We start from the raw sequence: 23,200 nt of genomic DNA, 5'->3' as shown, positions 1-23,200 counted from the left end.
TTGAATGGATTGCCCAGAGCGTTTTTTATTATTATAGAAAACCATACTTGGCTATGGTAACTGAAGTTTTAATTTAGTTGTTAGGGATCCTGCTTTTGACATTTAGGACAAAAAGTAGAATTACGTCCTCCAAGAATAACTGATGCAATTGGATGCTGGCATTGCATACACGGTTGATTTTTTCGCCCATATACTTTAAGCGAGATGCTAAAATAACCGGGCTTGCCATCGAAAGAATAAAAATCTTTTAAAGTGGTGCCTCCACATGCTATGGCTTGCTGTAGCACTTCTTTAATGTGCTTGGCTAATTTGAGTTGGGTCTCTTCAGAGAGTATTTTCGTGGGGGTGCTGGGATGAATTTTAGCTAAAAAAAGACTCTCTGTCGCGTAGATATTACCTACACCTACGACAATCTTATTATCCATGATGAATGATTTAATCGGTTTATTTTTATTTTTTCCTTTTTGGAATAAATAATGGCCATTAAATTCTTCTGAAAGTGGTTCTTTGCCTAAATGGGCAAGAAGTGGGTGTTTATATGGATTCTTATCAATGTAAAGAAATAATCCAAATCGTCTAGGATCATAAAATCGTAATAAAAGATTATTATTTAGAGCCACCGTAATATGATCATGTTTTTGGGGAATGCTGCTCAATTCGACCATTCTCAAGTGTCCTGACATTCCCAAATGGATGAGAAGATGACCTTGAGATAGTTGGATTAATATATATTTTGCTCTACGAGTAATCGCAAGAATTTTTTTACCGGCGCAAAGTTCATTTATACGATCAGGAACAGGTATCCTAAGCCTCGGATTATGAACGCATATCCTGCTAATTGTTTGTCCTTCCAGATGGAGTTTAATTCCTTCTTTTGTGGTTTCAACCTCGGGTAATTCTGGCATTATTTCTTATCATTATGTTCTATAATTCTACCTTCACTTTTTTTGACTACTTCTGTGGTTGTTTTAGATTTTGAAAATAAAATTTGCCTTATTGTCGCTATGACCCATAGGGTGGCACCGATGATAACGCCCCAAATTAAAACATAAGAGAACATGAATAACAGGCCTAAGAACAATGCAATTGCCATCCCTGCTATAACGAAAGGGACTAGAGTCTCAAATATTTTTGCAAATGGAAATTTCTCATTCATATCATTATTCCTAAACTTAATTATTATAATTATCGGCTACTTAATTAAATGTTGCAATGTAAAGCGTAAAATTGTGTTTTTATTAGTATCATATATAATATATAAGGACGTTTGAGTTTTATTGAGTTTCAACTAAGGGATGAGTTTTTTTAATTTGCATGTTTTGCATTTGAAGTGGAGTAATTATGGTTTTTGGTTATTTAAACCTGTCTTTTTGGGGATATGTAGTTGCGACATTGATTATGACGCAAATTACTATCGCAGCAGTAACGTTGTATCTTCACCGGAATCAAACACATAGAGCTCTGACTTTACATCCTATTGTCAGTCATTTCTTTCGTTGTTGGTTATGGTTAACTACTGGAATGGTAACCGCAGATTGGGTTGCTATCCATCGTAAGCACCATGCATCAGCAGATGTAGAAGGAGATCCTCATAGTCCTGTAGTTTTTGGTATTAAAAAAGTATTTTGGGAGGGAGCCGAGCTTTATCGCACAGCACGTAAGGATAGAGGGATGGTTGCCAAGTATTCTCACGGCACCCCTACAGATTGGTTGGAGCGCAAGGTTTATTCATGCCATTCTGCCAAGGGAATTTGGCTCATGTTCCTAATGGACTTGTTTTTATTTGGTGCGCCTGGAATTACCATTTGGGCAATTCAAATGATGTGGATACCTTTTTTTGCTGCCGGAGTCATTAATGGTATTGGGCATCATTGGGGATATAGAAACTTTGAGTGCCGTGATGCAGCAAGAAATATTTTTCCCTGGGGTTTTTGGATAGGCGGGGAAGAGTTACATAACAATCACCATACTTTTGCTTCTTCAGCAAAGTTTTCGGTGAAGTGGTGGGAATTTGATATAGGTTGGATGTATATTCGTATTCTTTCCTTTTTAGGTCTAGCTAAAGTTAAAAAATTGCCACCCAAACTTGCTATGGACGAAGGTAAATTACAGATCGATTTAGATACTGTGAAAGCGGTAGTTTCCAATCGCTTCCAAGTGATGTCAAATTATTATAAAGGTGTGATTAGACCAATTCTTAAACAAGAGAAAAGTAACAGTGTTGAAAGCAAGGAAGATAAAAAACTATTCTCTCGTGCTGGAAGCCTTTTGAGACGTGAAAATTGCTTGTTGACCACGAAAGCGAAAGCTCGTTTATCCAATTTGCTTGAGGCTCGTGAGCAATTACGTGTTGTGTATGCCTACAAGGAATCATTACAAAACATTTGGCTAAAAACAGCGTCTACTCAAAAAGAGTTAGTTGATGCGTTGCAGCAATGGTGTAGACAGGCCGAAGAGTCTGGCCTTGAAGTTTTAAAACAGTTTGCGCAACAAATAAAAGGATATGTTCCTGTTTATAAGTAATTGTTTTGCCATATTCAAACCCATCATTTCAATTGTTTCAAAAGTGATGGGTTTTTAATTTAAATTTTCTTAATTATAGCAATAACAGGGAGTTGTTTATGATGAAAGGCGTAGCAATAGTAACTGGAGGAACGGGGGGGATTGGTACCGCTATTTGCCAGCGATTGGCTTCCGACTTCCAGGTTGTGGCATGTTATTTTAAGCATGGGAAACATGAAGAAGCGAAACAATGGCAAGAAGAGCAAAAAAAGCTGGGTTTTGATATTGATATCGTTTACGGCGATATAGCCCAATTTGCAGATTGTGAAAAATTAATCTCTCTTGTCATGGAGCGCTATCAGCATATTGACGTACTGGTTAATAATGCAGGCATTACTCATGATTGCAGTTTGCGAAAAATGACTCCTGAAAACTGGCATAGCGTGATTGAAGCCAATTTAACGAGTGTATTTAATATGACTCGTAATGTTATCCCAATAATGATTGATAAAGGTTATGGTCGCATCGTAAGTATTTCTTCTATCAATGGACGAAAAGGTCAATTTGGTCAATGTAATTATGCCTCTACTAAATCTGCTTTATATGGTTTTAGCAAAAGCCTGGCGCTAGAAGTAGCAAGTAAGGGTATTACAGTGAATACGATTTCTCCTGGTTACATAGAAACACCCATGCTTTCTTCTTTAAAAGAAGATGTACTTAATTCAATAATATCAAGTATCCCTGTTGGTCGTTTGGGTCAGCCTAAAGAAATTGCTGATGCTGTCGCTTTTTTAGTGTCTCCAGCTAGTGGTTTTATTACCGGAGCTAACCTGGATATTAATGGTGGTCAGTATATGTAAATGAGAATATCCTGGCTTTTAAAAGCCAGGATATTGGTTATTTTACCCTGTCATTTTTCAAAAATAGAGAATTGTATGCACAAAAAAAACATGGCGTTGATTACTGGTGGCACAGGTGACATTGGTACTGCGATAGCCCAAGAATTAGATCCTTTGTATCATCATGTTCTTGCCCTTGATTTAATTTCCGAAAAGCAAGGGCGAGCTTGGGAAGAGGAGTTAAAGGAACAAGGGTATAAAAATATTCATTTTCGCCATATGGATGTAACCGATTTTGAGCAATGTGGCGAGGTTATTTCTTCGATTATTAAAGAGTACGGCAATATTGATGTATTGATTAACAATGCAGGAATTACTCGAGACGCTGTATTTAATAAAATGACTAAAGAGCAATGGGATGAAGTGCTTACTGTTAATCTTGATGGGATGTTTCATGTGACTCGCCATGTAGTTGAAAACATGAGACAAAACGAATACGGTCGAATTGTTAATGTTTCTTCTGTAAATGCACAAAAAGGCCAATTTTCACAAGCAAATTATGCTGCATCAAAAGCAGGCGTTTATGGATTTACAAAAAGCTTGGCGCAAGAGTTAATGAGTAAAAATATTACTGTCAATAGTCTTTCCCCTGGGTATGTTGATACCCGACTCATGAAGGGGATTAGACCAGATATCCTCGAAGCAATTATTGAACAAATTCCTGCAAAGCGGTTGGCTCAAACTCAGGAAATCGCTTGGGCAGTTGAATTTTTGATTAGCGAACGAAGCCGATATATAACCGGGGCCAATTTGAGTATAAACGGCGGTCTTCATATGTATTAGAGTTTTCATTATTTTTTATAATTTTTAACTAAAATCTTTTTCCTTATATGAGAAAACTATGACCCGCTTAATAAAAAAATATAAGAATCGTCGACTCTATGATACTGAGACGAGTCAGTATATAACTCTTGAAGAGTTACAACGTTATGTTATAGATAATGTATCGTTTAAAGTAGAAGATTCCCTCACAGGAAAAGATTTAACTAACTCCATTTTATTACAAATAATTGTTGAGATGGAGGCAGGCCCCACTCAATTTTTATCCCCTGAAATTTTACGACAAATTATATCCTTGGCGAATCATCCCATGCAGGCTTCTTTAAAGCAGATGATGGAGCAGATGTTTCAAGTTATGGACAAGCCATTACAAAATAATCCTTATGTCCAGGCAACTGAGACCTGGAATCAACAAATCCAAAAAATGATGCAGCAATGGCAAAGCATATTTAAAAGTTAATTCTTAATACACTTCTTTTATGCTGCATTGCAAAAAAAAGTTTCTAATCCATTGACAAATTAATAGGATATAGACTAATATAAAATTGTGCAGTGCAACATACTGGAGAATATCATGTATCAACAAAACTTTGACAAATGGACTGAAGTAGCGAAGAAACTTCAAGAGCCTTTCCAAGCGATGGCTGAATTAAATGTTAAAACATTACAAGGTATTAATTACCTAAAACCCGAAGAAATCGCAAGTATCAAAAAGCCAGAGGAATTATTAGAGAAACATATTAATCTGGCTGTTGAAAATGGACACAAAACTTTGGATTACCTCCAAAAATCTTTTCAAATTATTGAGAAGGCGATGTTAGGTTTTGTTCAAGAAGCAAAAAAAACAGCTGCTGAGACAAAACATTAATTTACTATTCCTTTAAAGCGGCTCAGCTCATTAAGCTTGAGCTGCTGTTATTCTTGCTGTGTAATACCCTAATCCAAATATGCATGTTACGCTAAACTAAATTTCAGATATTTTCATCAAAAATGTATTGAATATGGCTTTGGGTGAATTATGTATAAGGGTTTAGAATAGTATTGTATTCTGCTGCTTGGGACATAAACGATATCTCTATTCCCTTTATTATGTCGAACCCACGTTAATTTAGTAGATTCAAGCGCTTTTTCTGGGTTAAAATGCATATAGTTATCTCATCTTTAGGTAATCTCTCAATCACACTCTGGAAAAGAAATAGCCGTATATTTTATGGCTGGAATGTAGAATCAGGGGATCTTGCTCCAGTGTCCTGCCTCCTTCAGGAGATAAAATACAGGATACTTGAGTCCTTATCTCTTTATCGGGCTACCTTCATTAGGGGAGGAGGGAATTACTAAAATAGGGGCAATGATTGATTATTTTTCGTTACTTGGCCAAAGAAGTGTTGATCACTTTGATTTCGCTAACATCCATACTCGTGTTAATTTTTTTGAGTAATCAGCTGATCCAATATCTTAATCGAGCAGCCTCCGGGAGTATCCCAGGTGTTATCATCATGAAGCTGATGATGCTGGAATTACCTACTTTGCTTTGCTTACTTATCCCTTTAGGTTTTTATATCGCAATGTTACTTGCTTATGGTCGTTTATATGCTGAAAGTGAGATGACCGTATTACGTGCTTGTGGTTATGGTCCAAATAAATTGTTAAAACATAGTCTGATTATGGCCACTGTAGTTGGTTTTATCGTAGCTATAGTGATGATTTGGGGTAGTCCTTTAATTTATATTGAGCGGGCAAAATTATTGCGCTCAACTGGAATACAAACTCTAGTACAAACTATTATGCCTGGACGTTTTCATGCTATTAATGAAGGTAAAGAGGTATTCTATGTGCAATCGATGAGTCGAGATCATACCAAAGCAGAACAAGTATTTCTTGCAAAACGAACTACTGTGGACGATAAAACACGTTGGGATGTATTATGGGCGGATCAGGCATTTGCAGAAACTGATCCCAAAACAGGTGAAGATTATATCATTCTCCAAAATGGTAAGGAATACCAGGGAGTTCCTGGCCATGCCGATTATCAAATTGCTGAATTTGGTGAGTATAAAGCGCGATTACCTCATCCTGTGGTAAAAATATCAGAAGATTTCCGCACTATAAGTACTGCTAATTTATTTCCGTTCAATAATACCGATCGTGCTAAAGCAGCTGAGTTACAATGGCGTTTTTCCGTGCCCATTATGGTGTTTGCTTTGACTTTAATTGCGGTTCCTTTAAGTCGTATTAATCCTCGATCAGGTAAATTTGCCAAGTTATTGCCGGCAATTATTATTTATATTGTATACGCAAACTTATTATTCATTGCTCGAGATGCTATGGTGTCTGGAAAAATGCCGCAATGGTTAGGTTTATGGTGGGTACACCTGTGCATAATTGCATTTGGATTATGGCTGATCTGGCGTAATCAGGCAAAACTGGCATGACTATGAAAATATTAGATCGTTATATCGCGAAAACAGTTATTGGCTCTATTGGTTTAGTGACTTTAATGCTAATAGGTCTCCAAATTTTTATTTTATTTGTTGATCAAATAAGTGACTTGGGGCGAGTTGATTATGGGATTGTGCAAGCTACTTTTTTTGTGATGTTGCAAATGCCATATCAAGTTTATTTATTTTTTCCAATGGCAAGCCTTCTTGGTACTTTAATTGGCCTGGGTATCTTAGCGAATCATAGTGAATTAGTTATCATGCGTGCTTCAGGTATGTCCATAGGTCAGATTACTGTGGCAGTGTTAAAGGCATCGGTCTTGCTAATTATATTTGTGACTGTTTTAGGTGAGACCCTGGTTCCCTATTTATCCCATTATGCAAATGATTATAAAACAGCAGCGATAAGTGGCGGTCAAACTTTACGAACCTCAAAAGGGTTTTGGCTGCGTTATAACAATGATTTTATTTCAGTGGGAGTAGTGCTTTCCAACAATGTACTAAATAATATCTATCAATTTCGTTTTGATAATCAGCATCATTTAAAAATGTCGCGTTTTATTCGTGAAGTCCGACATACTCCAACCGGATGGATAGCTTATGATGTACAACAAACAGAGTTTGGTGGAGATCAAACGAAAGCACAGGCTTTTGCCTCCTTACCTTGGGATGTATCGGTAAAACCCAAGATTTTGACGATTAGTAGTATTGATCCTGATGAAATGAATTTACGTGAATTGAATCGATACATAAGGGCGCAAAAACTGAATCATCAAAATATACATAATTATCAGTTTGCCTTTTTACAAAGGCTCATTCAACCATTTACAACTATGGTTATGATGATTCTTTCTATTCCATTTATTTTTGGGCCTTTACGCTCAACTACTATGGGTTCGAAGTTATTGGTTGGGGCTGCAGTGGGGTTTAGTTTTCATATTTTAAATCGCTTTTTTGGTCCACTAAGTACGGTGTTTCAATTACCACCAGAGTTATCAGCATTGGGCCCAACAGTCATTTTTGCATTATTGGGGCTGTATCTCATGAAAAGAGTAAGGTAGCTGTAACCAGGTAAGCGTTATGGGGTAATAATCCTTGCTCTAAATTTTAGCCTGGCTCTTTAATGAATCTGTTCCGGTAATTGCGCTAAGGAAAACTGACTCTATTCTTTTCTAACCGGGGTTAGGCAAATCCATAGTCCGGGGGAATGTACAAAAAAACTCAGATTGCGACTAAATTTAGCCGGGATATACCTAGCAAGAGGAGAGTATATTCCCTGTACAGATGCCCATTTTTTTACCTTGTTGAAGGTGCAGATGGGCTGGCGATTTCAATTATTTAGAATCTCATCGCCTTCCGCAAAAACGGAAGGTCCAGGCGTAACACATCAAAAGTTGAGCGTATTTTGGGATTCTTCATTCACTTGAGAAAGTTCAGGTTGTATGGATATTTTACCGATCTCAATTAAAACAGAGTCGATCAGTTTTGCACGTTCTTCAATTTTAGTGACAAATGTTGTACTTTGATCCAGGCGTTTTAAAAGATTATGTAGTTGTTCAGCAGTATCCATTGAAACCCCTATCGTCTCTTCTAATTCATCCGGACTTTTTATGGCTAATAGATGGATAAGTTGTTGAATGTCATACTTGTTATTATTCAAATCTTCTTTAAATTGCTTTAATAGCGTCTCTTTTTGGCTTAGGTTCGTTCGTTGGTCTGTAGTAAGTCCTATAAGATCTGTAAGTCCTTGGAGTATCGAACGCTTTTTAGTGAGCTCTTCGGTTTTCGATTTTATTGATTGTGCTAAGTGATTCTGATGAGCTTCGCATAGTTCACGTAACTGGATAATCAAGGCTTCGCTCTTGAATTGCAATTGCACCATTGCAGGATAAGCTTTTTGTTTCTCTACAAAAAATTCGTTTAATTTCACTATGTCGGCTTTTTGCTTTTGCGCAACATCAGAATCATCTAATGTTGTTACGAGTTTATTGAGTAGTTGGAAGTTGTGTTGTGCTTCTTTAGTTTGCTGATCAAACGTTTTAACTTCCATTTGATTTAAGGAAGTCCTCATTGTATTGATCATCGCTTTCACTAAAAATTGATTTATTGTTTGTAATTGGGCTTTTAGTTTATCAATATCGGACAGATCAAGAGGTTCTTTTGATGCACCATGTTTTCTTATTTTTTCTTGATGCAATTGCTCTATTTCAGCAAGCCGCTCATTAAAACTAGAAATCATTTCTTTTACAGCAGTCAGATTCTTAGGTTTTTCTTCTGCAAGTATGTTAATCTCTTCTGCTACTTCAACTACATAAGCATCATATAACTTCTCATGAAGGGGGCGTAGCTTTTTTTCTATTTTTTCGATATCAGTAAAATCAATTTTTTCAGCCCCAAGATGCATCTGAGCTCTTTCATGGCGCAGCAATCTTATTTCTTGCTGTAGTGTATTGAAATAAGAGAGCTTCTTCTTAATGCCAGTCACATCATCGCGTTTGTCTGTTTCCAAAGCTGCAATGCGTTGATCCATCTCCAATATACGCGTTTCGTAATGTACCTTTGCTCGTTCAGTATTAGTGATTGAGGAGGTAGGAATCGTGCGTTGTAAGGGTTTTAAATCTTCAATTATGCTTTGTTTTGTTTGTTGGATTTTCTCTCTTAATTCGTTGCCAATAGAGGGTATATCTTTGTCAGAGTTAAGTCCTTCTAAAGCTTTTAAAGCCTCAATATCTTGTTGTTTTTCCAATGCATCCTGGCATTTCATCAAAGGAAGCAGTTGACTTTGAAGTGCCATTTTCTTTTCAATAAGCGGTTTTAGTTTATCCATTTCCATTTTAGCTGCTTTTGCTGCATCGGATTTAAAATCAGCCCATTTTTCCTCTGATGGAAATTTTGCTAGGGCGCGTTGCATCATGTTCATATTATTTAACCTAAGCGCAATATGACATTCCTGTAATGCAGGAATCACTTTTTCATTGAGAAAATTTCTTCGTTCTAAGGATATTTTTTGATCGTCTTTTCCTGAAAAGTAGTGGAGTATCCTATCCAAAAATCCGCCTCTAATGGGTAAATGAGATTGCTCTACCATTTTAAGCCGTAGTGATTTTAGCGTTTCATTTAAGTTTTTATGAATTGCTTTATCTTCGGGTTGAACCGTATTTATTACATCCAAAACTTTTGCTTTTTGCATGTTAAAAATTGGTGCAGCAGCGAAACCTATTTCATGGTTCGGTACAAAATCAGGATTTCTTACCGCAACAAAACTCACAATGTGCCTACCCATTCCAGTAGAATTTTTACCGTCAGGGATTGCTTTGGTCGGAACTAAGGCTACATTTTCGGGTAAATAAAATAATTCATCTGTAGAATCAGACTCATGAGCTCCTAGATGCTTTTTTGAAAGTAACCCTTCCGGATCACTGATTTCAAAAATTGTATTTGAATCAAATATTGGTTTTGAAGTCTTTATTTTGGAAGAAATTTCATCTAACTTGATGTGCATAAATGCCCGGCTAGAAGGAGCGGTAAAGAGATAGTTTTCTGTATTTGCAATTATGGTATTGGCTTGTTTAATCAATTGTTGTTGAAATTCTTCGGGAAGATTTAAGCCTCGGTACTGGATTTGCGGTGTTGGCTCCTGCTTCTTTGTATCTACCAGCGCTTTACTCGTTAGTGGAGTTAATAATGAAGCAAGCAACACTTCTTTAAAGGTTGAGTTTTCATCTTTATTTTGGGCAATGTCATTGACCCTTGTGGAGTACCAGCTATTATTTTGCATGAGATTTATTAAATCAAGTTTGATCTGATTTTTATCTCTGCTGTCCTTTTTTCTAATGCTTTTTTCCCAGGTATCCCCAAGGTTTTTCGCGGGTTCATGGAGATCTGCTGGATGAAATTCAGTATCTTTTTCATGTTGCATTAACTGATCAATATTATTGATATCCTTATCGTTTAACAATGATCCTACAATAGCCATATCGCATTTGGTCAATAATTGACGAAAAAAGGGTTCTTCGAGTCGTTGGCCATTTAAAAGGACATGATCGTCTTGAATCACATCGGGATTAGCCATGATTAGTTGAATAATGTAAGCGGCAGCAATCTCGTCTCTATTAGATATTCTTGTGGCTTTTTCTGGATCTGCCTGTAGCGCTTCTTTAATTGCACTCATGGATATTTTGGAGCGTGCTTCTTGGATAGCATCCAGGCATGATTTAGGATTCTGCTCACAGGTTTTAGCAAAATCAGTTGGAAATATATAGGGAGATGGTTCTAAATAGGTTTTGCAACCAGGGAAAGACTTTTGTGTCTCAGGAATGGCATAATATTCCTTGATGGTTACGAACCGTTCTTTTTCGTTCGGTCGATAATCAGAATCTACACGTTTGATATTCTTGAAATCTGGAACTTTGTCTTTTTCGATAACGTATTTGTCACCAGTATAGGGGTTTTCATACGGTCCTCCTCTGCTGGGATCATCTTTGGCTTCAGGATTAAATTGAGGGACAACTGCTCCGGTGGCCAGGAAAAATTCTCGATGTGTTTTAAGAATGACTTCAGCTCCTCGCGAGCCTAAAGCATTTTTAAGTGTATAATAGGCACGCTCCACTACCACTTCTTGAGGTGCTTTGACTCTCATTAAATCAACCATGTGACCTTGATGGATTAGCACATGTGCAGGAGTTCCATCCCAATTATGGGGGTTGTCGCGAATAATCGCGGCATAGTGATCTACTTCTTTTTGATCTTTAAAGATTTTACCAATAAGTTTATTCTCTTCAATGCATTTTCTGAATGCTTGTTCACTTTTTTCGTGATATTCTTCATAGAAATTTCTTTTATACCTTGCATCATATCCTGAGCGTTCATCATCTCTTCCTACCACAAAGAAGGCCTGGGCGATGAGGATTTTTTTGAGTTCTTCTGGAGTGACATCGGCTAAGGTTTGACCATTTTTTGCTGTCCCCAGTTTTTCTCCTCTGAATTTTGCTTTCCGTGCTTCTTCGACCATCACTTCTGCACAAGCCATGGTGCGTACTGTATGGGCAAGGCCGTGAGTCCCTCGATCACGCCCTTCATTTGGCTTGAGTCGTTCTCCGTGGGGATTTTTGGGATCTACTAATGGTCCTGGATAATCGTGCCTTAAATATTCTTTATGGACATAATCTACAATGCTACGTACATCATCATCATTTTCCAATAAGGTACTTTCAAAAAGAGGTTCAGAAACTACATGTGGTACGGGAGGTTGTATGGATATTTCTTTTAGAACAGTGTTTTTTTTAGTTGTCGCCTTTCTTAAAGCAGTTGCATCGTTTTTTGCAGCACCTGCTGGAAATTCATTGGCAACAGTCCGTAACCAACCAGTAATCTCACCATACCCATTACCAGCGAGTTCATGTTGCATTTCCTGGGTGATGGTTTGGCCTAGATTTTCTAAGGTTGGGGGATTCTCGCCTGTTAATGCAGTATGTGCCCTTACCCCTGCAGAAGCAACCCAGTAGCCGCATAAACCCATGTTTAACCTAGGGCTATTGGGAATCACAGAAAGTTGCGCGTTTTGAGGAAGTTTTCTAGCCAGGATGTTTTGATACCCTTTTCCTGAATCTTCGCCGAGTGGATCAAAGAGGTAGTAATGATTACCGGAACCTTTAATTAACATAATCCAGTGGCCGGATTCTTGCGTTGGACTAACAGCAGTTAATATGGGCATAAATCCTTGTTGATCCAATACATCTACTCGAATGTCAGGATTTCCATTGTAAATGATACCGCTAGTAATATTTCGTCCCATACGGTCAAAAATAGCACGCATACCATCTTGAGTTAATTCTACTCCTTTTATGTATTCAGGCATTTAGATTTTCCTCAAAAAATATTTATATCGTCAAATGAAACTTTCTATCGATTCAATACAAGAGTACTCTTCATTATTATAAACCTAATATTATTAAGTTAATGTTAAGTTGGTTGAAAGTTACTCTACCTGGCCTCTTTAAAGAGGCCTCTCGACGAGCTCTCTTTGGATCTACCACAGAATTTCCTAAAACAAGCCTTCGTCAGGATTTATAGGATTAAATAGTCAAACTCAACAGATTCTTCGTCTGATATTTCTGGATTTGCTTGAGTCAGTGCAAATTGCATGGACGTCTTACTGAGCTCCGCTAAAACAGTATCGATTAATTCCGTACGTTCCTTAATTTTAGCGGCAAATGTTGTATTGCGGTTTAGATGCTTTAAAAGTTCATAGAGTTTCTTGGCACTTTCAGTAGACATACCAAATGCTTCTTCTAATTCATCAGCACTTTTCTTGGTTAAGTGATTGAGCAATTGCTTAATATCATATGTATCGTTATTTATGCCTTTCTTAAGTTGCTCTAATTTTTTCCCCTTTTTTGCCAGGGCCACCCGTTCGTCTGTGGTAAGACCTATGAAGTCAGTAATAGCTTGAAACATCGAGCGATTTTTAGAAAGTTCCTCTGATCTTTTTCTTGATGTTGCCTGATGCAGTTCACATAATTCACGCAATTGTATAATTAAGGCCTCAATTTTGAATTGCAATTGTGTCATTGCTGGATAGGCTTTTTGTTTCTCCATAAAAAAATCATTTAGTTTAACAATTTCAATTTTTTGTTCTTGCGCTGTATCGGAGTCATCCAGCGTTTTTGCGAGCTTATCGAGAAGTTGTAAATTTTGCTGAGCTTCTTTTTTCTGTTCGTCAAACGTTATAGCTTCCATTTGATTGAGAGAGACTTTAATATTGCTGATTAATATTTTAATTAAGCGTTGATTCATCTGTTGCAATCGAGTTTTTAATCCATCGATGTCTGAGTGTTCAAGAGGATCTTTGAATGTCTCGTGTTTTTTTATCTTTTCTTGATGTAATTGATTTACTTCAGCGAGTTGTTCATAAAATCTGGAGATGTTCTTTTTCACATCAACTAGGTTTTTAGGTTTTTTGTGTTCAAGTATGTCTATGCCTTTTGTTATTTGGAGCACATAGGCATCACATAATTTGTTATGAAGTACATGTAGTTGTTCTTCTAGTTTTTCGATATCAGCAAAATCAATTGCTTTGTCTCCATAATGCAATAGGGCTTTTTCATGACGCAGTAATTTTATTTCTTCTTGGAGGGCATCAAAATGAGCTATTTCCTTTTTAACGTTTGCTAATCCTGAAAGCGTTACCGTGTCTTGGTCTGCAATTTTCCTGGTTATATTGATTAGAAGCGCGTCATAACGTTTTCTTACGTGTTCCGCATTAGTGAGCGCGGGCATCTTGACAACATGTTGTATCGGAGCCAAGTTTTCAGTCACCGCTTGTTTTGCACTTTGGATCTGCTCCTTTATGTTGCTGCTTATCCATGGCATATTGCTCATCTCATTATCTGAGGGAATGTTTTCGAGAGCTTTTATAGCTTCAGTAATTTGTTGTTTTTCTAAAGCATCTTGGCATTTAATCAAAGGAAGCAGTTGGTTTTGAAGTGCTATTTTCTTTTCAATAAGCGGTCTTAGGTTATCCATTTCCATTTTAGCTGCTTTTGCGACATCTGATTTAAAATGGGACCATTCTTTATCTGTGGGAAATTTTGTTAAAGCACGTTGCATCATTTCCACATTATTTAACCTAAGCGCGATATGGCATTCCTGTAATAGTGGGATCACTTTTTGATTAAGAAAATTTTTTCGCTCCAGTGATATTTTTTTATCGTCTTTACCGGAAAAATAGTGGAGTATTTTATCTAAAAATCCGCCCCTAACAGGTAAATGAGATTGTTCTACCATTTTAAGCCGTAGTGATTTTAGCCTTTCATTTAAGCTTCCCTCGGCTTCTGTGTTTACATCATCTATTACTCGAGATAATGTTGTTGTTTGCATTTTTATAAAAGGGAGAAGCGCAAAGCCGTTCTGATGTTGTGGAGTAAAATCGGCGCTTTGTACCGCAACACACGTGAAAATATGGCGATCATTTCCCTTGGCAGTTTGACCATCAATAGTGAGTTTAATTGGGATTAGGGCAATATCCTCGGGCAAATAGATGGAGTATTCGCTTTCAGAGCCTTCTATGTGAGTTCCTACTTGCTTCGGTTGCAGCAATCCGTCGGGATCAATCATTTCAATGATAGTGTTTGAATCAAACATGTCTCTGGGAACTGCAATATTTGTGGAGCTGCTTGCATTTGTTCTGGCCGAGATGTGGCTGTAATCATTTAATTTAATTTGTTTAAAAATTTCTGCAGACGGATCTGTAAAGAGATGTTCTGTAGTATTGGCTATGATCTTGTGGGTTTGGTTGATTAATTTATTTTTAAACTCTTCTGACAGATTTAATCCACGAAACAGGGTTTGAGGTGACGGGGACATGTTTGTATCCACCAATGATTTTCTAGTTAGTGGGGTCATTAAGGCAGTTATCAGCACCTCCTTGAATGTTGAGCCCTTATCTCTGTTTTGGGCAATTGCATTAACACGGCTGTAGTACCAGGCATCATTTTGCATTAAAAAAATTAAATCAGTTTCGATCTGGAGTACTCCGCCACCTTTTCTGATTGTATTTTCCCAGGTTTCTCCAATTTTTTTTGCGGGCTCATTGGGATCCGTTGGATGGAATTCAGTATCAATTTCATGTTTCATTAACCGATCGATATTTTTAATGTCCGTGCTATTTAACAAGGAGCCTACAATGGCCATATCGCATTTGGCTAATAAATCACGGAAGAAAGGTTCTTCAAGCCGTTGGCCATTTAAAAGAACGTGATCGTTGTGAATCACATCGGGATCAGCCAGGATTTGTTGGATAATACGTGAGGCTACAATTTCATCTACATTGGCGTTTCGTCTTACCAATTTATTACTTAATTGAATCGCCCCCTTTAGAGGCGCAATTTTCGATTGATGATTAGCTGCCTGTAATTGCCCTAAACAAAAATCAACATCATTTTCACATTGTGCTCTTTCATCGGAATTTGTATGTTGCAGATATGCGTATTCACTAAGTTCTGGAAGTCCTCTTTCGAGTTTTTTATTTGAACCAGGGAATTTACGCTGTACTTCTTCAAGTTGGAGGTATTCATCTATACGCATCCAGCGTTGGTTATCTTGTAACTGATAAGAAGTGGGAAAAAAAGCTAATGTGCCTTGAGTCTCACCCTTTGCAGGTTTATTCCGGATGGGCTGACCATCGTCACCGATGACATATCGACCCAGGCCTCCATTTCCGAATTTAAATTTTTCATTTTCCTTTAATTTATATGAAGGGGGAAAAAATTTTATTTTTCCTTTTTTTTCACCTTCCTTTGGTGCCTCTCTGATTGGGTCACCCTTTTTATCAAGGACATAACGAAATTCGTTAGTGCTCGTTACCAAATGTGGTTCAGGGTTGTTGCAGTCAAAAGAGCTGACCATTTCATAGGTCGCATGGAAAAACTTTCTTTGTTTTGCAAAAACAGCTTCAGCCCCTATGGTTCCAATCCAGGGTTGCAGTGATTTAAAATAACTTTCTAAATAAGATTCTGCAGGTTGCTTTACCCTCATTAGATCAACCATATGTCCTTTATTGACTAATACATGAGCGGGGGAGTTCTCCCACTTATGATCTTTATCTTCAATAACATTCGCATAAAAATTCACATCATCTTGATTGTTGAATACATGTGGAATTAAGAGGGACTCATTTTCTCTGACATATTTTAAAAAGGCATCTCTACTTTGTTCGTGGTATCGTGCATAATTATTTGCCGACTCTTCATCATCTCGTCCAGTTACAAAAAATGCTTGGGCAATCATGATTTTTTTTAATTCATCAGGGGTAACATCAGCTATAGTACGTTTATCCTTGAATGTTCTAAGAGATTCTCCTCTGAACTTTGCTTTACGCGCCTCTTCAACCATCACTTCTGCATAGGCCATTGTGCGCAGTGTATGAGCAAGACCATGAATAGGCCTATTTACAATTTTATCCCCGTTTCTACCCATCTGCGCTGGTATTGCTTCTACTGTGCCTGTGTATTTTTTTCCTAAATAATTATTAAACGCATATTTTACTGCATCTCTTACTGTACTATCGGTGTACAATGAAAAACCATTCCAGGGAGGAAGACATGGCCCTGTGATTACAGTGGGTGTGGAGGTAATTTCTAAAGTTGTGTTTTCTTTACCAGTGATATTTGATTGCGGAAGTACTCTGAGATGTAATTCTTTTTCAGTAGAATGTCTTAACGCAGTTGCATCGGTTTGAGCATCACCAGCGGGGAGCTCATTGGCAACAGCCTGTAACCAACCGGTAATTTCAGCATAACCATTGCCATCGAGTTCCTGTTGCATTCCCTGGGTAATGGTTTGGCCTAGATTTTCTAAAGTGGGTGGATTATCACCTGTTAAATCCGTATGCGCTCTTACTCCTGCAGAAGCAACCCAATAACCGCATAAACCCATGTTGTATCCAGAGCCATTGGGGATTACAGATAGAGTCGCGTCTTGAGGGAGTTTTCGAGACAGGATGTTTTTATATCCGTTTCCGGAACCTTCACCCAAAGGGTCAAAAAGGTAGTAGTTATTGTCTTGGCCTTTAATTAACATGATCCAGTGGCCAGATTCCTGTGTTGGACTTACCCCGGTTAATATAGGCATAAATCCTTGCTGATTCAGCACATCTACTCGTATGTCAGGATTTCCATTGTAAATGATACCACTGGTAATGTCTTTTCCCATACGTTCAAAAATGGCACGCATACCATCTTGGGTTAACTCTACCCCTTTTACATACTTAGGCATATAGCTCTCTCTGTGAAGCTGCTTTAAGAATAGCGTTTGCAATGGTGCTGCATATTAACACAGTATGTAAATATATTATAATAATTTTGATTGGATTGAGTTTTAAGTGGGCAACTTTTAAGTTGAGTTAGGTTTTATCTATGTCTTTCAAGCAATTATGAAAAGTCTTTTGATATGCCGTTTGCGAATTTATACGGATCAGCCGTATAAATTCGCAAGCAGGTAGGGAGGTCAAAATCCGATGATATCTTGTTGAGGTAGTTCTTTATCAACTTGAGTAGGCTCAGGCTGTATGGATATTTTACCGAGTTCAACTAAAACATCGTCAATCAATTGTGAACGTTCCCCAATTTTAGCGACAAATGTTGTACTGTGGCTTAGATGCTTTAAAAGTGAATGTATTCTTTCCGCACTTTCCGTAGAGAGTCCAATCGCATCTTCTAATTCATCGGGGCTTTTCTTCGCTAATTTATTGATAAGTTTCTGTATGTCATACTTATCATTATTTAAATCTTCCTTGAACTGATTCAGTAGTTTTCCTTTTTCAGCCAGAGTCACCCGTTCATCTGTCGTTAGGCGTATGAAATCAGTAAACCCTTGAAGCATCCAACGATTTTTTGTAAGGGCTTCGGTTTTTGTTTTTATTGATTTTGCCAAATTATTCTGGTGTGCTTCACATAGTTCACGTAATCGAATAATTAAGGCCTCACTTTTGAATTGCAACTGCACCATTGCAGGATAAGCTTTTTGTTTTCCTACAAAAAATTCGTTTAATTTCACAATGTCCTCTTTTTGCTTTTGCGCAACATCAGAATCATCTAATGTTGATGCGAGCTTATTGAGCAGTTGGAAGTTGAGTTGTGCTTCTTTTGTTTGCTCATCAAATGTTTTTACTTCCATTTGATTTAAAGAGGTCCTCATTGTATTGATCATCGCTTTCACTAAAAATTGATTTATTGTTTGTAATTGAGCTTTTAATTTATCAATATCAGACAGATCAAGAGGTTCTTTTGATGCGCCATGTTTTTTTATCTTTTCTTGATGCAATTGCTCTATTTCAGCAAGCCGCTCATTAAAACTAGAAATCATTTCTTTCACATCATTCAGATTTTTAGGTTTTTCTTCTGCAAGTATGTTGAGCTCTTCTGCTATCTCGACGACAAAGGCATCATATAATTTATTATGGATGACTCCTAGTTGTTCTGTTAGTTTTTCGATATCAGCTAGATCAACTGTACCGGTCTCAGAATAGAGCCGAACTTTTTCATTGCGCAATAATTTTATTTCTTCTTGCAGGGCATTAAAATGATAGAGTTCCTTTTTAATGCTAGTTACATCATCGAGTTCTGCTGTATCTAGAGTTGTAATCTGTTGCGTCGTGCTTGTTATAAGCGTTTCATAACGCTTCCTTACTTGATCAGGATTCGTGAGTACAGGAGCAATGACAGCACGTTGTAAAGGCGCTAAATTTCCGATTAACTCTTGTTTTGCACGCTGGATTTGATCTTTTAAGTGGTTACTAATTGACGTTACTCTACTCATATCTTTATCTGAAGGAATACTGTTAAGTGCTTGTATGGCAGTAATGATGTCTTTTTTAGCCAAAGCATTCTCACATTGAGTCAAAGCGGTAAGTGTTTGCCCTTCAAGCACTAATTTTTTTTCAACCATTTGTTTAATGGAGTTCATCTGTATTTTTATTTGCCTCGCTTCAAGAGTATTAAAATCAGCCCATTGTTCTTCTGTGGGAATGGTTGCCAATGCCTTATTAAGGTTACTTATGTTCCCATCCAAGAGTGCATTAAGGCAATTTTCCAATGCAGTATTTACATGTTCATTAAGGAGCGTTTTATACCTTTGATTAACGGATGCTCGTACTTGTCCTCTGACTCGCATCTGTAAACGAAATATTTGTTCTAAATCAGGAGCTTCTTGAGCTTTTTCAACGACATCTTTGATCTGTGCCAACAGTATTGTTTGCATTCTCAGAAGGGGCTCAACCGCATAACCACTTTCGTGTCGTACAGAAAAATCAGGGCTTTTAATCGTCGTAAACGTGAAAATATATCGATCCATTCCTTTAGAATTTTTACCATCAAGAGTTACTTTAGTAGGGATTAAGGCAACATCATCCGGTAAATAAAATGAAAATTCATCTTCAGTTCCGGGCATATGAGTGCCAACCTGTTTTGCTTGCAGTAAGCGATCAGGATCATTGATTTCAAAGATGGTATTCGAATCAAAGGTTGTTCTTGGGACCTCAATATTTGTAGAGTTACTTGCATTCGTTTTGGCGGAGATCTTACTAAAGTCATTTAATTTGATTTGCATAAACTCTTGCGCAGACAAATCAGTAAAGAGATGTTTAGCCGAATTTGCAATGATGGCATTGGCTTGATTAATCAGTTTATTTTGATAGTCTTCAGAAAAGCCTAACCCGCGGTACAACGTTTGTGGTGAAGAAGCTCTACCGTAGGTATCCACTAGTGATTTACTGGTTAATGGAGTCAGCAATGCAGTAATCACTACTTCTTTAAATGTTGAGTTTGTATCTCTATTTTGGGCAATTGCATTGACTCGGGTGTAGTACCAACCGTCATTTTGCATGAGATATACTAAATCATGTTTGATCTGATCCCTATATCCAGTGTTTTTTTGTCTAATTACTTTATCCCAGGTTTCTCCAAGTTTTTTTGCAGGATCTTTCGGATCGGTTGGATGAAATTCCGTATCTTTTTCATGTTGCATTAACCGATCGATATTTTCAATATCGGTATCATTTAATAAGGATCCTACAATGGCCATATCGCATTTAATCAACAAATCACGAAAAAATTGTTCTTCCAATTTTTGTCCATTTAAAAAAACATGATCGTTTTGAATCACATCAGGATTAGCCATGATTTGGTGGATAATGCTCGCAGCGGCAATTTCATCTACATTTGGTTGTCTTCTTGTTTTACTTGAAGAAGCTTGCAAAGCTTCTTTTACTGCATCCATTTTTACTTGTTGGCGGGCCTCTTTGATGGCACCTAGGCATACCGTTGGTTGCTGCTCACATACTCTGGCAAAATCAGTCGCGGGACTTTCTGCCAACTGTACATTATAACCAGGAAATTTTTCCTGGATTTCAGGAAGGCTATAATATTCTTTTATAGTTACGGGGCGCTCGTCTTCTTTTATGGGGCTTTTCGATTTTGTAATTCGAATATCACTCATGGAGTTGACATCTTTGTCCTTTTGTATCACATATTTTTCACCACTATAAGGATTTTCATAAACTCCCCCCTCCTTAAACAGTTTTTTAGCTTCCTCAGAATGAATATTATTTTCCTCAATAGCAGTATGTTCTCTTATCGTTACAAAACGCTCATTGTCCTTGAGTTTATAATGGGGGGCTACGCGTCGTGCCTCCGCTAATGTGTTTGGGATCCTGCCTTTTTCTATAACGTATTTTTGAGACACCATATTCTCATATGGTTCTTCCGCTTTGAGGCTCTCTTTTGCCTGGGGATTAAATGCGGGGACTGCTGATCCGGTAGCCAGGAAGAGTTGTCGATGAGTTCTGAGAACAACTTCAGCTCCCAGGGAACCTACCGATTTTTTCAGTGTATTATAAGCGCGTTCTAACACTACTTCAGGAGGTGACTTCACTCTCATTAAGTCCACCATATGCCCTTGATGGATTAAAACGTGTGCAGGGGTTCCATCCCAATTATGGGGATTGTCGCGAAGAATCTCGGCATATAGATCTACTTCTTTTTGATCTTTGAAAATGTTGCCAATAAGCTTATTGTCTTCAACGTACTTCCTGAAAGCTGCTTCACTTTTTTCATGATATTCATCATAAAAATCTCGGTCATATGTTTCATCATATCCTGAGCGTTCATCATCTCTTCCTACCACAAAGAAGGCCTGTGCGATGAGGATTTTTTTCAGTTCTTCTGGTGTAACATCGGCTAAATTTTGTCCATTCTTTGCTGTTCCTAGTTCCTCCCCCCTGAATTTTGCTTTACGTGCTTCTTCGATCATGACTTCAGCACAAGCCATAGTTCGTACTGTATGCGCAAGGCCATGGGTTGTTCGATCAGGCCCTTCGTTTGGTGGTAGTCTCCCTTCACTGGGATCTTCCGGATTTTTTAATGGCCCAGGATAGGGGTGTCTTAAATATTCTTTATGGACATAATCTACAACATTGCGAACATCGAGGTCATTTTCCATTAAAGTGCTGTTTAGGATAGAAACAGGGCCCGTTTGTGATGCTGTGGGTTGAGTCGGTATTTCTTTAGGCGCAGTCTTGTTCCCAGTTAAAATAAGAGCAGGGATTTCTATATGTAAATCTTTTTCAGTAGCCCGCCTTAAAGCAGTTGCTTCAGTTTGTACGCCACCATCTACAGGGAATTCGTTGGCAACAGCTCGTAACCAACCGGTAATTTCACCATAGCCATTGCCATCGAGTTCCTGTTGCATTTCCTGGGTGATGGTTTGGCCTAGATTTTCTAGCGTTGGGGGATTGTGACCTGTTAACGCCGTATGCGCTCTTACTCCTGCAGAAGCAACCCAATAACCGCATAAGCCCATGTTGTATCCAGAGCTATTGGGGATTACAGATAGAGTCGCGTCTTGAGGGAGTTTTCGAGACAGGATGTTTTTATATCCGTTTCCGGAACCTTCACCCAAAGGGTCAAAAAGGTAGTAGTTATTGCCTTGGCCTTTAATTAACATGATCCAGTGGCCAGACTCCTGTGTTGGACTTACCCCGGTTAAAATTGGCATAAATCCTTGTTGATTCAGTATTTCTACTTGTATGTCAGGATTTCCATTGTAAATGATACCACTGGTAATATCTTGCCCCAATCGTTCAAAAATGGCGTGCATTCCGTCTTGGGTTAATTCTACATCTTTTACGTATTTAGGCATCGTGCTCTCTCTAAATCAATGAATAACTACTATTAATTATAATTATTGTATTAAATATTGCCACCATGGTTAAACATTATAATGAACGAACTTTAAGAAAATATTAAGAACTTAAAAAAAGTAATAAAGGCTAAATCGACTCAAAACAAATGTGGCTGAAGATTCGTCTGACTGCGATATGTTTACAGGGTGTACGTATGACCTATTCGTAGTGCATCGAAACCATAGGAACACGTATTTCTATCCATAGGGTATTACTTGGCAGGGCATCACTTAACTATTGATTTAGTTTTGATAAATTATTACATACAAACGGCTCTCAATGTATAAGATCCTGAATAGGTGACTCGGGCTTTGGTACCGGGATTTGCGGTAAATGAGACTTGTTGCATATTGTAAATAGTCCACACCATAGAATCACCTTCTCTAAATGTAGTGCCGTTGAATACACCATTTCCACTGATTATCTTGATGGTGAGATTGTTTGTGTTTGAGGCAACATGGACTTCACATCGCATTGCTAATCTCGTACTTGTTGGATTGGATAAAACAGTTGGTGTATTAGGTTCAAGTATTATTTCAATAGGAGTCAAAACGGCAGAAAAAAGTGAGCTGCTCATTCCCGCCAAGGTAAGAAATAATAATTTATTTGCTAACTGATGCATAACTGTCCTATTTATTTGCACTAATCCGATTGCCACTATGGTATGAAAAATTCATTTAACAACCAAGACAAAAAGGAAAATATAATGCAACAAAAACCTTTTTTAAACCCGTTTGCACCTTATTTTGAGCTATGCTTACTGAGTGGGTCGATTTCATAGATAAAGAACATTGAATTACATAGCGGTGAATTAACCCAATATTGTGCCTAAATTATTTAGGGAG

Annotated in this window: 13 protein-coding genes; 7 read left to right on the top strand and 6 right to left on the bottom strand. The window is 37.7% G+C overall.

The window, feature by feature from the left end:
- Positions 1-80: 80 nt before the first annotated feature.
- Both mutM and EKG34_RS11240 read right to left on the bottom strand, forming a co-directional pair.
- Entirely contained in the window at positions 81-905 is an 825-nt protein-coding gene (mutM, locus tag EKG34_RS11245) for a bifunctional DNA-formamidopyrimidine glycosylase/DNA-(apurinic or apyrimidinic site) lyase (RefSeq protein WP_003633180.1), read from the bottom strand.
- Complete coding sequence (locus tag EKG34_RS11240) at positions 905-1,156, bottom strand: hypothetical protein (RefSeq protein WP_003633178.1); 252 nt, start codon at positions 1,154-1,156, stop codon at positions 905-907. The genes mutM and EKG34_RS11240 overlap by 1 nt, the downstream gene beginning before the upstream one ends.
- A 185-nt stretch (positions 1,157-1,341) precedes the next feature.
- On the opposite strand from EKG34_RS11240, the gene EKG34_RS11235 reads away from it, so the two are divergent.
- The 7 genes from EKG34_RS11235 (at position 1,342) to lptG (ending at position 7,680) form a co-directional block, all read left to right on the top strand.
- Complete coding sequence (locus EKG34_RS11235; protein WP_003633176.1) at positions 1,342-2,523, top strand: DesA family fatty acid desaturase; 1,182 nt, start codon at positions 1,342-1,344, stop codon at positions 2,521-2,523.
- 98 nt (positions 2,524-2,621) lie between these two features.
- Entirely contained in the window at positions 2,622-3,362 is a 741-nt protein-coding gene (gene phbB / locus EKG34_RS11230) for an acetoacetyl-CoA reductase (protein ID WP_012978790.1), read from the top strand.
- A 75-nt stretch (positions 3,363-3,437) separates the two neighbouring features.
- On the top strand, positions 3,438-4,184 hold the full coding sequence (gene phbB, locus EKG34_RS11225) for an acetoacetyl-CoA reductase (protein ID WP_003633170.1): 747 nt from the start codon (positions 3,438-3,440) through the stop codon (positions 4,182-4,184).
- Positions 4,185-4,242: 58 nt separating this feature from the next.
- The gene (locus tag EKG34_RS11220; RefSeq protein ID WP_003633169.1) at positions 4,243-4,641 is read left to right on the top strand and encodes a polyhydroxyalkanoate synthesis regulator DNA-binding domain-containing protein; all 399 of its coding nucleotides are present in this window, start codon (positions 4,243-4,245) and stop codon (positions 4,639-4,641) included.
- A gap of 114 nt (positions 4,642-4,755) precedes the next feature.
- Positions 4,756-5,049, top strand: a complete 294-nt coding sequence (locus tag EKG34_RS11215) for a phasin family protein (protein ID WP_012978791.1) — start codon at positions 4,756-4,758, stop codon at positions 5,047-5,049.
- Between the two features lie 484 nt (positions 5,050-5,533).
- Complete coding sequence (lptF, locus tag EKG34_RS11210; protein ID WP_003633167.1) at positions 5,534-6,613, top strand: LPS export ABC transporter permease LptF; 1,080 nt, start codon at positions 5,534-5,536, stop codon at positions 6,611-6,613.
- Positions 6,610-7,680 (top strand): LPS export ABC transporter permease LptG, encoded by a 1,071-nt coding sequence (gene lptG, locus EKG34_RS11205; RefSeq protein ID WP_003633166.1) that lies wholly within the window; start codon positions 6,610-6,612, stop codon positions 7,678-7,680. The genes lptF and lptG overlap by 4 nt, the downstream gene beginning before the upstream one ends.
- A gap of 326 nt (positions 7,681-8,006) precedes the next feature.
- On the opposite strand, the gene EKG34_RS11200 is transcribed toward lptG, so the two are convergent.
- The 4 genes from EKG34_RS11200 to EKG34_RS11185 form a co-directional block, all read right to left on the bottom strand.
- Positions 8,007-12,476 carry a SidE phosphodiesterase domain-containing protein gene (locus tag EKG34_RS11200; RefSeq protein WP_012978792.1) on the bottom strand — a complete coding sequence of 1,490 codons (4,470 nt, stop codon included), beginning with the start codon at positions 12,474-12,476 and terminating at the stop codon, positions 8,007-8,009.
- A 209-nt stretch (positions 12,477-12,685) separates the two neighbouring features.
- Complete coding sequence (locus EKG34_RS11195) at positions 12,686-17,392, bottom strand: SidE phosphodiesterase domain-containing protein (RefSeq protein ID WP_003633164.1); 4,707 nt, start codon at positions 17,390-17,392, stop codon at positions 12,686-12,688.
- Positions 17,393-17,623: 231 nt separating this feature from the next.
- Positions 17,624-22,312, bottom strand: coding sequence for a SidE phosphodiesterase domain-containing protein (locus EKG34_RS11190; protein WP_012978793.1), 4,689 nt, complete (start codon positions 22,310-22,312; stop codon positions 17,624-17,626).
- 302 nt (positions 22,313-22,614) lie between these two features.
- The gene (locus EKG34_RS11185; RefSeq protein ID WP_003633161.1) at positions 22,615-22,977 is read right to left on the bottom strand and encodes a hypothetical protein; all 363 of its coding nucleotides are present in this window, start codon (positions 22,975-22,977) and stop codon (positions 22,615-22,617) included.
- Positions 22,978-23,200: the final 223 nt, after the last annotated feature.

The organism is Legionella longbeachae (genome assembly GCF_004283175.1).
Taxonomy (GTDB): Bacteria; Pseudomonadota; Gammaproteobacteria; order Legionellales; family Legionellaceae; genus Legionella; species Legionella longbeachae.
This window is presented reverse-complemented; position numbering and strand designations above follow the sequence as displayed.